Source organism: Snuella lapsa (assembly GCF_039539345.1).
Taxonomy (GTDB): domain Bacteria; phylum Bacteroidota; class Bacteroidia; order Flavobacteriales; family Flavobacteriaceae; genus Snuella; species Snuella lapsa.
Window position 1 is genome coordinate 19580 of sequence record NZ_BAABCY010000016.1, and the last position, 12999, is coordinate 32578.

12 protein-coding genes are annotated in these 12999 nt (G+C 35.2%); 5 read left to right on the top strand and 7 right to left on the bottom strand.

Annotation, left to right across the window (positions count from 1 at the left end; translation table 11 throughout):
- Positions 1 to 72: 72 nt before the first annotated feature.
- The 7 genes from clpX to ABD792_RS02435 form a co-directional block, all read right to left on the bottom strand.
- Positions 73 to 1305 carry an ATP-dependent Clp protease ATP-binding subunit ClpX gene (gene clpX / locus ABD792_RS02405; protein WP_345004161.1) on the bottom strand — a complete coding sequence of 411 codons (1233 nt, stop codon included), beginning with the start codon at positions 1303 to 1305 and terminating at the stop codon, positions 73 to 75.
- 77 nt (positions 1306 to 1382) lie between these two features.
- Positions 1383 to 2057: an ATP-dependent Clp endopeptidase proteolytic subunit ClpP gene (gene clpP / locus ABD792_RS02410; RefSeq protein ID WP_345004163.1), complete on the bottom strand. Its 675-nt coding sequence runs from the start codon at positions 2055 to 2057 to the stop codon at positions 1383 to 1385.
- A 166-nt stretch (positions 2058 to 2223) separates the two neighbouring features.
- Positions 2224 to 3552, bottom strand: a complete 1329-nt coding sequence (gene tig, locus ABD792_RS02415; RefSeq protein WP_345004164.1) for a trigger factor — start codon at positions 3550 to 3552, stop codon at positions 2224 to 2226.
- A gap of 218 nt (positions 3553 to 3770) precedes the next feature.
- A complete protein-coding gene (locus tag ABD792_RS02420; protein ID WP_345004165.1) occupies positions 3771 to 4841 on the bottom strand; it encodes a redoxin domain-containing protein in 1071 nt (356 codons plus the stop codon).
- Between the two features lie 79 nt (positions 4842 to 4920).
- On the bottom strand, positions 4921 to 5268 hold the full coding sequence (locus ABD792_RS02425; protein ID WP_345004166.1) for a phage holin family protein: 348 nt from the start codon (positions 5266 to 5268) through the stop codon (positions 4921 to 4923).
- A gap of 33 nt (positions 5269 to 5301) precedes the next feature.
- Positions 5302 to 6078 carry an alpha/beta fold hydrolase gene (locus tag ABD792_RS02430; protein WP_345004167.1) on the bottom strand — a complete coding sequence of 259 codons (777 nt, stop codon included), beginning with the start codon at positions 6076 to 6078 and terminating at the stop codon, positions 5302 to 5304.
- Between the two features lie 78 nt (positions 6079 to 6156).
- Positions 6157 to 6879, bottom strand: coding sequence for a pyridoxine 5'-phosphate synthase (locus tag ABD792_RS02435; RefSeq protein WP_345004168.1), 723 nt, complete (start codon positions 6877 to 6879; stop codon positions 6157 to 6159).
- A 206-nt stretch (positions 6880 to 7085) separates the two neighbouring features.
- Here ABD792_RS02435 and ABD792_RS02440 point away from each other — a divergent pair, with 206 nt between their 5' ends.
- From ABD792_RS02440 to ABD792_RS02460, 5 genes are all read left to right on the top strand, one after another.
- Positions 7086 to 7745 carry a CBS domain-containing protein gene (locus ABD792_RS02440; RefSeq protein WP_345004170.1) on the top strand — a complete coding sequence of 220 codons (660 nt, stop codon included), beginning with the start codon at positions 7086 to 7088 and terminating at the stop codon, positions 7743 to 7745.
- Positions 7746 to 7748: 3 nt separating this feature from the next.
- A complete protein-coding gene (locus ABD792_RS02445; protein ID WP_345004171.1) occupies positions 7749 to 8633 on the top strand; it encodes an NAD kinase in 885 nt (294 codons plus the stop codon).
- Between the two features lie 99 nt (positions 8634 to 8732).
- Positions 8733 to 9419 carry a type IX secretion system protein PorG gene (porG, locus tag ABD792_RS02450; protein ID WP_345004172.1) on the top strand — a complete coding sequence of 229 codons (687 nt, stop codon included), beginning with the start codon at positions 8733 to 8735 and terminating at the stop codon, positions 9417 to 9419.
- A complete protein-coding gene (uppS, locus tag ABD792_RS02455) occupies positions 9420 to 10160 on the top strand; it encodes an undecaprenyl pyrophosphate synthase (RefSeq protein WP_345004173.1) in 741 nt (246 codons plus the stop codon).
- Positions 10093 to 12765, top strand: a complete 2673-nt coding sequence (locus tag ABD792_RS02460; protein WP_345004174.1) for a BamA/OMP85 family outer membrane protein — start codon at positions 10093 to 10095, stop codon at positions 12763 to 12765. Before uppS ends, ABD792_RS02460 begins: the two co-directional genes overlap by 68 nt.
- Positions 12766 to 12999: the final 234 nt, after the last annotated feature.

The window sequence follows — 12999 nt, forward strand, 5'->3', positions numbered from 1 at the left end:
TATTAATTAACATATCCATAGAACAAAAAAACCACGCAATTGCGTGGTTTTTTTATATCACAAAACAATCTTTTAAGATACTGCTTTAAGTTTCTTTAAGGTTGTTTTTGTTAACTTCTCCTCTGCATAGGCCTTGGTTACATTCAATTTCTTGTCTTCGCTACTTGGCAACTCGAACATAGCATCGGTTAAAATCTCTTCACATAAAGAGCGTAAGCCTCTAGCGCCTAGTTTATACTCAATTGCCTTATCTACAATAAATCCTAAAGCACCGTCAGTGATAGCAAAGTCTATTTCGTCCATTGCAAACAACTTTTTATATTGTTTAATGATAGCATTTTTAGGCTCTGTTAAAATAGCTCTTAACGTATCGGCATCTAATGGATCCATATAGGTTAGTACGGGTAATCGTCCTATAATCTCAGGAATCAAACCAAAATCCTTTAGATCCTTTGGTATGATGTATTGTAATAAATTTTCTTGATCTACTACCTCATCTGAAATGGAAGCACTATAACCAACTGCCTGCATATTTAAGCGTTTGGATATAACACGTTCTATCCCATCAAAAGCTCCACCGGCTATAAACAAAATATTCTCTGTGTTCACTTCTATAAACTTTTGATCGGGATGTTTACGCCCTCCTTTAGGCGGTACATTTACTACGGTCCCTTCCAATAGTTTTAATAAAGCTTGCTGCACACCTTCTCCAGATACATCGCGTGTAATGGATGGATTATCACTTTTACGGGCTATTTTATCTATTTCATCAATAAATACAATACCCTTTTCAGCTTTATTTAAATTATAGTCCGCTGCTTGCAACAAGCGTGTTAAAATACTTTCTACATCTTCACCAACATAACCAGCTTCGGTCAATACGGTTGCATCTACAATAGCCAAAGGCACATTAAGCATTCTCGCAATGGTTTTGGCCATTAAGGTTTTACCTGTTCCTGTTTGTCCAACCATAATGATATTACTCTTCTGTATATCAATATCGTCGTTTGAAGCAGGCTGTAATAACCTTTTATAATGATTATAAACTGCAACCGACATAACCTTCTTGGTCATATCCTGTCCGATAATGTACTCGTCAAGAAATTCCTTGATTTGAATTGGTTTTCGAAGTTTGAGTTCTGCTGACAGATCATGAGTGTCACTTTGTTTTGACTCTTCGATAACAATACCATGTGCTTGTTCAATACACCTATCGCATATATGTGCATCCAATCCAGCTATCAATAAGTTCGTTTCTGGTTTTTTTCTACCACAGAACGAGCATTCTAATTCTTCCTTTGCCATTAATTATTTATTTTTCTAAAAAAATAAATCATCATAAATCCCTCTATAACAATTTACTAAATTTACAATTTTTAATTTTAATTGCGGGTTAAAATCTCATCAATCATACCATATTCCTTTGCTTTATCAGCCTTCATCCAGTAATCACGATCACTATCTTGATATATTTTATCGTAATCCTGTCCAGTATGGTTGCTTATAATTTTATAAAGCTCTTCTTTTAAAATCAAAATTTCCCTAGCAGTAATCTCTATGTCACTAGCCTGTCCCTGAGCTCCTCCAAGAGGCTGATGTATCATAACACGAGAATGTGTTAAACCACTACGTTTCCCTTTAGCTCCAGCACACAACAGTACAGCTCCCATAGATGCCGCCATTCCTGTACATATAGTTGCCACGTCTGGCTTTATAAACTGCATGGTATCATAAATACCCAATCCGGCATATACACTACCACCTGGTGAATTAATATAAATTTGAATGTCTTTAGACGAGTCGGTGCTCTCTAAAAACAATAACTGTGCTTGGATGATATTTGCCACTTGATCGTTAATGGCCGTTCCCATAAAAATAATACGATCCATCATTAAACGAGAGAATACATCAAAAATAGCAACATTTAATTGACGTTCTTCAATAATATTTGGCGTAAGACTGGTAGGGTACATACTGCTCATAATTTTATTATAATATGTACTGCTAATGCCTTGGTCTTTTATAGCGAATTTTTCAAATTCTTTAGCGTAATCCATAATACTCTATTAGTTAAGTTGTTAGCCGAAAAACAGATCTTTTAATTAACGTTAAACTTAAATATTTAGTGTTCAAAAGGCCTGAATTCATTAATAAATTAGGCGCTACAACTTATTCGTTATAGCGCCTAAATATACGTAATTATTATTTTATAAAAAGCCTTGATTATTTATCGCCATAAACTTCTTTTACAAAGTCTTCGTAGCTCAACTCTTTAACTTTAATATTAGCTTTTTCTTTATAAAGCTCCAATAATTTCTGGCTGATAAGCTGCTCTGATATACGACGTGCTTCATCTTGATTGGACAATACTCTTGCAGCAATGTCGTCCAATTCCTTATCTGAAGGATCTAATTGACCAAACTGTGCCATTTGCGCCTTAATCATTTCTCTGGCATGCCCTTTAATATCGTCTATCGTCACCTGAATATCATTATCGGTAATTAATTTACCTTCGATCAATTGATAACGTAAGCTTTTTTCAGATTTCTCAAATTCTTCTTTAGCTTGGTCACTATCTAATGGTTGTTCTCCTGCTGTTTGCAACCATTTTTGTAAAAACTCTACTGGTAAATCAAACTTGGTGTTTTCAACCAAGTACTCGGTCACATCGTTTAACAACTTTTGGTCTGCTTGCTGGACAAATTGTTTTTCGGCGTCTTCTTTTATTTTAGCTTTTAGTTCGGTAACCGACTTAACGATATCTTTACCAAAAAGCTTATCAAATAATTCTTGATCTAAATCTGCCAGCTCACGTTTATTTATTTCCGTAATAGCAAATGTTACTTCAATATCCAATCCGTGTGCCTCATCATGACCAACTTTTAATGCATGCATTAACTCATGGTCATCTTTATACAAGCCCTTTGTATTTAAAACGATAACATCTCCAACTTTAGCTCCTACAAATTGCTTAGCAGTCGCTTTTCCTTTAAATTTATCTAAAGTTAAAGTTACTGTATTATCAATTTCCTTTTCTTCGTTTTTATATGTTCCTGTGATCTCACTATTATTTTCAACCACATCTTGAGATACTAACTTTCCATATTGCTTTTGGATACGTTCTATTTGCTCATCGATCATCTTGTCGTCTGCAACAATATTGTAGCGTGTTATAGCTTTCTTTCCATTAAGCTCAACTTCAAATTCTGGCGCTAAGCCCAATTCGAATTCAAAAGTAAAGCCTTCAGCATCCCAATCGATATTGTCTTGTGGCTTTGGTAACGGTTGTCCTAAAACGTCTAGTTTTTCTTCTGTAAGATATTTGTTTAAAGCATCTTGTAGCAACTTGTTAACTTCGTCTACCAAAACGGCTTTACCGTATTGCTTTTTCACCATCCCCATTGGCACGTGACCTTTTCTAAAACCAGGAATGTTAGCTGTTTTGCGATAATCTGTTAGGATCTTTTCTACTTTATCGCTATAATCTTCTTTAGCAATATCAACTTTTACTACAGCATTTAATGCATCAACGTTTTCTCTTGTAATATTCATTTTATAATGATATAAATCCCTTATGGGTATTTAACAAAAAGGCTTTTATAAAAACCTAAAAAATTTATGTATCTAAAATTGGGATGCAAAAATATAACATTTTAGCATCCCAACAAAGTTTTTAACCGCTTGATTTTAAGCTATTTTTTATTATCATTTCTATACAAACCTGCAAATAAGATTATTTCCAAAATCTGTTACTTTTTTAGTCTTATTTTTCATTCAAACAACGATTTAAGTTTCTGTTTTAAATCGTCCCCTCTTAAATACCTAGCTATGACTACTCCATTTTCGTCCATTAAAAAGTTATCTGGAATATCCCTAACTCCATAAATCTTTGCTGCTTTATTATCCCCACCATTCAAATCGCTTACATTATCCCAAACCAAACCATCGTCTTTAATAGCCTGAATCCATTTATTTTTATTTGTATCTAAAGAAACACTTAAAATCACAAACCCTTTATCTTTATACATTTGGTACAATTCAACCAACTCTGGATTAAACGCCCTACATGGCCCACACCAAGAAGCCCAAAATTCAAGCAAGGTATATTTTCCTTTTATTTCTGATAGCTGAATCCATTCTCCTTTATCGTTCATTTGCTTAAAGTCTATGAATTCTTCTCCGACTATTGGATTCTTATTTATTGCCACGAAATCCTTGATTGACTTACCTTCTTCTGTCTCTTGTAACGTTTTACTCAACATATGAAACAATTTATTTGTTTCTGCTGCCCCTAACTTTTCTTTAGTCCCAACATTTAAAACGGTAAGGCTTTCGTAGGAATCAGGGTAATCGTGAATGAACTTTTTATTAATAGCCACTTCTTCATCTATCATTCGGTTATAAATAACAAACAGAGAATCCCTATTGTTATCGGTTACCATACTGTTTAGCTTGCTCATTTCCTTATGTATAGAATCTTTGCGCTCCTTTAGAATGTCTGCTTCTTTTTGCGTTTTAGAACCAGACACCTTGCTATTAACAAAGTCCCCTTTTTCTCCCTCGATATTAATCCTATGGTTCTCCAACCAAAACATCTTTTGATCTCTTGTGCTTTCTATTCTTAACAAGACACGCCTTGGCCGCTTTATACTTCCTTTAAATTGAAACCTTTCATTAATTATGTTTGTCTCACCTATTATTGAGTCTTTATCAAAGTACATTTTAACTTTTGTACTGTCTGGCATGGCTTTAATTACGCCACTCACCAAATAACCATTAGTTTCGCTCTCCTTTTGACAAGAAAAGATCAACAGAATAAAAATCAGCAAACTATTTTTCATTCTTTTAAAGTTTTAGTTTTTACAAATATGGAAAGTTTGCCTCCTTATTCCCTTAGTTCTCATCATGAAAAACACTAAGCTACCTCTTATCTTCTTTTAAAAGGGAATGCAAAATAGATTGGAGTATGGAAAGTAGTACACTAAATAAAATAGCTGTCCAAATACTACTAACCGAAAACCCATCAATCAAATTATCGGCCAATAAGATAATCAAGGCATTAATAATCAATAAAAACAAGCCTAAAGTAACGATGGTTATTGGTAGGGTAAAAATCACCAAAACTGGCTTTACAAATAAATTCAAGAGGGATAAAACCACAGCAACAATAACAGCCGTAATATAGCTATCTACATACACACCGTTTAAAACTTTAGACAGCACTATAACAGCCAAAGCATTTAGCAATAGCCTGACAATTAAACTCATAATTTTACATTTAGTTCTTAAATCTACAAAAAATCATGAAATAAATCTTACAACGGCTTCGAAAAAGTCTTTAGGGTTCTCTGCATGCAACCAATGTCCTGCATTAGCAATAGTAACAATTTCTGCATTGGCAAAGTGATTGAAAATAAGAGCTTCGTCGCCTACCCCTATATATTCGGAACGATCCCCTCTTAAAAACAACGTATCTTTATTAAACCCAGCGTAACTAGGCAAAGACTCACCTACTTCGCCAACCTCGGCCTTTAAAACTTCAAGGTTCATTCTTAAAGCTAACACACCTTTTTCTTTCCAATATAAATTTTTAAGTAAAAATTGTCGCGTTCCTAAGTCCTTAACGTAACCACTCAACTGAGCATCTATCTCTCCTCTACTTTTAACTACATTAAAAACGATCGCACTAAGTCCATTTAAAATAGCATCATGGTGTACTGGGTAAAAACGCGGTGAAATATCGGCTACAATTAGCTTAGAAACCAAATCGGGATATTCTGTAGCAAACAACATGGCTGTTTTCCCTCCCATGGAGTGCCCAAGCAAAACAATGTTAGACAACTGATGTGCTTCACAGTAACGCTTTAAATCCTCTACCAAAACCTCGTAACTAAAATTATCGTCCCAAAAACTCCTACCATGATTTCTTTGGTCTACCAAATGTACTTGAAAGCCTTGGTCACTAAACTGTTTTCCAAGTGTTTTCCAATTATCGCTCATTCCTAAAAATCCATGTAGGATAATAAATGGACTACCCTCTCCTATGATATTTGAATGTAAAATTTGTTCTACTGCCATAGAAAATTAATATTGTTAAACATGCGCTTTAAAAGTTTGCCTTTCACCCTAAGTTTTGTCTTCAAAGAACAACGTACACTAACTTTTAACTTTTAACTTATTAAGATACATTTGAATCACATTCTCCACCCCCAAGTACAAACTTTCGGAAATCAAGGCATGTCCAATGGAAACTTCCTGAACTCCAGGAACGTTTTCTTTAAAAAAAGCAATATTGTCCAACGATAAATCGTGTCCCGCATTAATCCCTAGCCCCAAATCGATAGCCAACTCTGCACATTCTACATAAGGCTTAACCCCTTGCATATTCCCTAAACCATATTTATGGGCATAGGCTTCGGTATACAACTCTATCCTATCGGTTCCCGTCGCTTTCGCTCCTTCTATCTGTTTCAAAACAGGATCGACAAAAATAGATGTTCGAATACCATTTCGCTTAAATTCCTGAATAACATCAATTAAAAACCCTTTATGTTTAATGGTATCCCACCCTGCATTAGAAGTTATTGCATCTACCGCATCTGGCACCAAAGTAACCTGGGTAGGCTTAACACTCAAAACCAAATCCACAAAAGATGTTATCGGATTTCCTTCTATATTGTATTCGGTATATACTTCTGGTTTTAAATCGCGTGCATCTTGATAACGTATATGACGCTCATCGGGTCTTGGATGTATCGTTACACCCTCTGCTCCAAAACGTTGTACATCCTTGGCAAACTGCACTACATTGGGCATATCGCCTCCCCTAGAGTTCCGTAAAGTAGCTATCTTATTAATATTAACGCTTAACTTTGTCATGAATCACTATTTTAAATGACAAAAATACAAAGTAGAACAAGCTTAAGTACTATTTTTTTGATTAATTTGCACGGGCAATCCAGTTACATAGCAATGGCATTCACAATATGAAAAAGTTAACACAAAAAGAAGTAAATGTGTATTAGAGACTGATTAAATTCATTTTGAAGTTTCTTAGCCTCTATCCGAATAATACAAATTTAACAATGAAGCTTTCGCAATATATAATAAATGATATAAAACCGCTAAACGTTAATAGCAATATAAGTGAACTACAACAGTTGTTTAACCAACTTACTTATTCCCATATTCCTGTTGAAGACGACAACCATGTGTTTCTAGGCTGTTTTTTTGAAACAGATGCTCATTGTTTTGAAGGCGACAAGCTGTTAAATGATTATAAATACGCTCTCGAAGACTTTTATGTTCGGGATACAACCCTTTGGCTGGATGTATTGGAGGTATTTGCCCAAAAGGGCACCAACATTATGCCCGTTTTAGATAGCGACAATAAATATCTGGGCTATTATGAATTAAACGACATTATAAGTCTATTTGCAGAATCCCCGTTTTTTTCTGAAGCTGGTGGTATTTTGGTCGTAGAAAAGGGCATTAACGATTATTCCTTTAGTGAAATAAGCCAAATAGTAGAATCGAATAATGGTAGGCTTCTAGGTGCTTTTATTTCAAAAATAAAAAACGATATCGCACAAATCACCCTGAAAATAGCAAATGTTAACCTTAATGAAATTATACAGACTTTTAGACGCTATAGCTACAATATCGTTTCCGGTCATGAAGACGACAGCTATAATGAAATCTTAAAAGAACGATCCGACTATCTAAAAAAATATTTAAACATATAATCTATGAAGGTTGCTGTTTTTGGTCGATTTTACAATAAAACAACCAGTGCTTCGGTATTGACACTCTTTAATTATTTACTAAAAAAAAGTATTGACGCCTACATTGAAACTGAATTCTATAATCTTATAAAAAACAACTCCACAATAATTAAAGATTTTGAATCATTTAAAACATTCGACACCTTGGATGATTCGTTTGATTTATTCATTAGCGTAGGAGGCGACGGCACTATTTTAAGAGCCTCTACTTTTGTTAAAGACATAAATATCCCGATTATTGGTATCAATACTGGACGTTTAGGTTTTTTGGCAACCATTCAGGTAAACGAAATAGAAAACGCCATCCAAGATATTATAGATGGCAACTATAGAATATCGGAACGCAGTTTACTTGCAGTTGAAACCATTCCAGAAAATGACAATCTCAAGTCACTAAACTTCGCCCTTAACGAAGTAGCCGTTAGCAGAAAAAACACTACCTCCATGATTACGGTAGAGACCCATTTAGATGGCGAATACCTTACATCGTACTGGAGCGACGGATTAATTGTATCGACCCCAACAGGGTCTACCGGGTATTCTCTTAGCTGTGGCGGCCCCGTAATAACACCAGGAGCCAACAGCTTGGTATTAACCCCTATAGCACCACACAATTTAAGCGCCAGACCACTAGTCATTCCTGATTCAACCGAAATCCAACTGAAAGTTGACGGACGAGAAGAGCAACACCTAGTATCATTGGACTCCAGAATTGCTACTTTAGATAACGGAACTGTTATAAAAATAAAAAAGGCACCGTTTAAAATTAAGATGATAGATCTTTTAAACGAAAGTTTCTTGGTAACACTACGCAAAAAGTTGCTTTGGGGCGAGGACAAACGCAACTAAACAATAAATTAATAGAAATACTGTTTTAAACTCATACAATTCACTACAAATTGTAATAGGCTAATCTTATTTATTATATTTGCAAACTTTTGAATATTTATGAGGCATTTTACCGTATTAATATTAAGCATTTTAAGCGTACATTTAAGCCACTCACAAATTCACGAAATAGGTGTGTATTTAGGAGGCAGCAATTTTATAGGCGATGTAGGTGCCACCAATTATATATCACCAAACCAATTAGCTTTTGGCGGTGTTTATAAATGGAATAGAAGTCCGAGGCACTCTTACCGTTTCTCATTGATCTTTACCGATTTAAAAGCTGAAGATATAGACTCTGATGATCCACGACGCATACAACGCGGTTACGAATTTACCAATCCCGTTATAGAACTATCTGCTGGTATGGAGTTTACTTTTTTTGATTACGATTTGCATACTGGCAAAAAAATAGCAACACCCTATTTATATTCAGGAATTAGCGCAGCCCATCACGATAATTTCTATTTTGCCAATGGTGTTAAGGTAGATGGCGGAGGCTCTAGCTGGGCTTTGGGTATTCCAATGGCTTTGGGTTTTAAAACAACATTTATCGGACACCTTAATTTGAGTGCTGAAATAGGTGCACGCTTTACCTTTACAGACGAAATTGATGGTAGCACACCAAAGGATCCAGATCTTAAACACTTACGGTTTGGTAACATAAACAATTATGATTGGTATGTATTCTCAGGTCTTACCCTAACGTATACTTTTGGAATAAACCCTTGTTATTGCCCCAATTAAATGAATTTAAAACAAGAAATAGCACTTGACAAACTACCTAAACATGTCGCCATTATAATGGATGGCAATGGGCGTTGGGCCAAACAAAGAGGCATGTTACGTGCTTTTGGTCATGAAAACGGCACCAAAGCCGTGAGACAAGCTGTTGAAGCATGCGCCGAACTTGGCATTGAAAATTTAACCCTTTACGCTTTTTCTACCGAAAACTGGAACCGTCCGAAATTAGAGGTACAAACCTTAATGAAACTATTAGTTGCTTCATTAAAAAAAGAAATCAAAACGCTTAAGGAAAACGACATAAAACTTTGTGCTATAGGCAATTTAACCACACTTCCCAAAAAAGTGCTAAGTGAACTGGAAGATGTAATAGATACTACTAAACACCATAATAGAATGACTTTAACACTGGCTTTAAGTTATGGTTCTAGAGAAGAATTGCTAAACACTGTTAAAGAAATTAGCATTAAAGTTAAAAATAATATAATTTCGCCGGGAAATATTGATGAATCAATTATAAATGAGCATCTTTATACGCACAATTTACCAGATGTAGACTTGCTTATAAGAACCAGTGGGGAACAACGTATAAGCAACTTTCTACTTTGGCAAATTGCTTATGCCGAATTGTACTTTACCAGTATACTTTGGCCTGATTTTAAAAAGCAACATTTACATGAAGCTATTATTGAATATCAAAAAAGAGAACGACGATTTGGGAAAACAAGTGAACAACTTAGCTAAAATTTTACCTTTGACAACATATTTAAAGTACAGTATTACCTTACTACTATTTATAAGCTGCTTTCATCTTCAAGCACAAGAACAAGCTTTTTCCAGTGGAAAAAAATACATTTTAGGAGACATTTCCGTTTCGGGAAACACCAAGTTTGGTGAGCAAACCATTATTAGCTACTCTGGTTTAAGAAAAGGGAAAGAAATCATGATTCCCGGCAAGGACATAAGCAAAGCCATAAAAAAGCTTTGGGATTCAAAACTGTTTGGTGACATAGAAATTTATATTGCTAAAATTGAAGGCAATGTCGCCTCCTTGGAAATTAAACTTTCCGATTTACCCCAGCTTAATGAACTAAAAATTAATGGTGTAAAAAACAGTAAAAAAGAAAGTATTATTGAAGAAAATAAGCTAAAGAAAGGCGTTAAAGTAACTGAAAACCTAAGGACCACTACAAAAAACTTCCTTGAAACCAAATACAAAAAACAAGGCTTTTTAAACACCAAAGTACACATCAACACTATAGACGTTAAAGACTCTATAGAAACTTCCAGAGTCAATATGGTACTTAATATTGATAAGGGTGAAAAGGTAAAAATAAAAGACATTACATTTGAAGGCAATTCGGTTTTAAGTGACAAAAAGCTTAGAAAAAGCATGAAAAGCACCAAAAAAATAAACCGCCTGCGCTTACTAAAACGTTCTAAATTTATAGATTCAGCCTATCAGGCAGATTTATCGAAAGTTATTGAAAAATATAAAGAAAATGGGTATCGGGATGCACGCATTGTATCTGACAGTTTAATAGTAAACGACAATAAAACTATTTCCCTTAAAATTGATTTAGAAGAAGGTAATCTATACACCTTTGGAGACATTAACTTTATTGGAAACACCGTATATACAGATGAGCAATTAAATAGATTATTGCGTATCAAAAAGGGAGACATCTACAATGGTGTTTTACTGGAAAAGCGTATCGCAGATCCTAGCAAACCGGATGCCTTTGATATTACAAACCAATACCAAAATAACGGTTACCTATTTTCACAAATAAACCCAGTAGAAGTTAGTGCCAACGATAATGTTATCGATATGGAAATACGTATAACCGAAGGAAAACCAGCCTACTTTAACAGCGTATCGGTTGTTGGCAACGACAAAACAAACGATCACGTTATATACCGGGAAATACGTACCAGACCGGGGCAGTTATACAGTAAGGCCAATGTTGTTCGTACTGTTAGGGAACTGGGACAGTTGGGCTTTTTCGATGCTCAGGAAATATCACCTAACTTTAACAACCCAAATCCAGTAGAAGGCACCATAGATATGGAATATGCTGTTAAAGAAACAGGATCTAGCCAAATAGAGCTACAAGGTGGCTATGGTGGTGGTGGTTTTATAGGAACATTAGGATTATCCTTTAACAACTTTGCTATTAAGGATATCTTTAAAAAGGACGCTTACAAACCTATCCCTATGGGAGATGGCCAAAAATTGGCGCTACGTTTACAAGCCAGTCGTTTTTACCAAACTTATAGTTTCTCTTTTTCTGAACCCTGGTTAGGCGGTAAACGACCTGTCCAGTTTTCGACATCCATATCACACACCAAGCAATTCTTATATGACTACGTAACCCGTAACGCCGATAAAAGCAGAAGCTTTAATATTACGGGGATTACCTTTGGTTTAGCAAAACGATTGACAGTACCTGATGATTATTTCACATTATCGCAAGCCATTAGCTACCAACGCTACGACCTTAACAATTACAACACTGGTCTGTTTACCTTTGGAGATGGTTACTCTAACAACTTATCCTATACGGTGGGCTTAAGTAGAAACAATACCCAAATAGATCCTATTTATCCAACTGGCGGATCCAATTTTGGTGTTACAGCTAAGTTAACAGTGCCTTATTCTTTATTTAATGGTGTAGATTATACCACACTTAAACAAGATCGGGATGAAGCCTTTGATATTATTCAAAACTTCGGTTCTCTTTCTAACCCTACACCAGAACAAACCAGCGCCTACAATCAGGCTCAAGAAGATCTTCCAAGAATTGACCAGGAACGTTATAAATGGTTAGAGTTCTACAAAATAAACTTTAAAGGCGATTGGTACGCTCAAATTGTAAAAGACCTGGTATTAAAACCTAGCGTAGAATTTGGTTTCCTTGGAGCCTATAATAACGACAGGGGAATTATACCTTTTGAACGCTTCTTTCTAGGAGGTGATGGACTAGGAACTTACAGTTTAGATGGCAGGGAAGCCATTGCTTTACGTGGGTACCCTAACCAATCACTGTCTGATAGAGATGGAGGGACTATCTATAATAAATTTTCATTGGAATTACGTTATCCAATTACCCTAAAGGCTTCTGCTAAAATATATGCATTAACCTTTATTGAAGGCGGTGCATCGTATAATAGCTTTAGGGATTACAACCCCTTTAGCCTTAAACGTTCTGCTGGATTGGGTATTCGCATTTTCATGCCTGCTTTTGGCTTGTTGGGTATCGACTTCGGACATGGTTTCGATGCTCTACCAGGAGAAACTCAAAAGAATGGTTGGGAAACCCACTTTATAATTGGACAACAATTTTAATGTGCCGCCCTATGTTTAACAATTTAAAAGGAAAAAGTATAACAACAAAACATGGAATTTTAGAGAATATTTTATGATTACTACGGTCTGTTTTGCCAATTGGAAAACTAGAAAAATTTAATTTGGCATGATATTTTCTAATATTTGTTTGATGATTTGAAAGAAGAATTAAAATTTTTAAGATTAAAAAACGTTAATTTTGAAATGAGTAATTCAAAAAGTGACAGTACCTAG

Excerpts from the sequence above, each read along its gene's own strand:
- clpX (WP_345004161.1), bottom strand. The coding sequence starts at position 1,305 with ATGGCAAAGGAAGAATTAGAATGCTCGTTCTGTGGTAGAAAAAAACCA.
- clpP (WP_345004163.1), bottom strand. The coding sequence starts at position 2,057 with ATGGATTACGCTAAAGAATTTGAAAAATTCGCTATAAAAGACCAAGGC.
- tig (WP_345004164.1), bottom strand. The coding sequence starts at position 3,552 with ATGAATATTACAAGAGAAAACGTTGATGCATTAAATGCTGTAGTAAAA.
- ABD792_RS02420 (WP_345004165.1), bottom strand. The coding sequence starts at position 4,841 with ATGAAAAATAGTTTGCTGATTTTTATTCTGTTGATCTTTTCTTGTCAA.
- ABD792_RS02425 (WP_345004166.1), bottom strand. The coding sequence starts at position 5,268 with ATGAGTTTAATTGTCAGGCTATTGCTAAATGCTTTGGCTGTTATAGTG.
- ABD792_RS02430 (WP_345004167.1), bottom strand. The coding sequence starts at position 6,078 with ATGGCAGTAGAACAAATTTTACATTCAAATATCATAGGAGAGGGTAGT.
- ABD792_RS02435 (WP_345004168.1), bottom strand. The coding sequence starts at position 6,879 with ATGACAAAGTTAAGCGTTAATATTAATAAGATAGCTACTTTACGGAAC.
- ABD792_RS02440 (WP_345004170.1), top strand. The coding sequence starts at position 7,086 with ATGAAGCTTTCGCAATATATAATAAATGATATAAAACCGCTAAACGTT.
- ABD792_RS02445 (WP_345004171.1), top strand. The coding sequence starts at position 7,749 with ATGAAGGTTGCTGTTTTTGGTCGATTTTACAATAAAACAACCAGTGCT.
- porG (WP_345004172.1), top strand. The coding sequence starts at position 8,733 with ATGAGGCATTTTACCGTATTAATATTAAGCATTTTAAGCGTACATTTA.
- uppS (WP_345004173.1), top strand. The coding sequence starts at position 9,420 with ATGAATTTAAAACAAGAAATAGCACTTGACAAACTACCTAAACATGTC.
- ABD792_RS02460 (WP_345004174.1), top strand. The coding sequence starts at position 10,093 with ATGAAGCTATTATTGAATATCAAAAAAGAGAACGACGATTTGGGAAAA.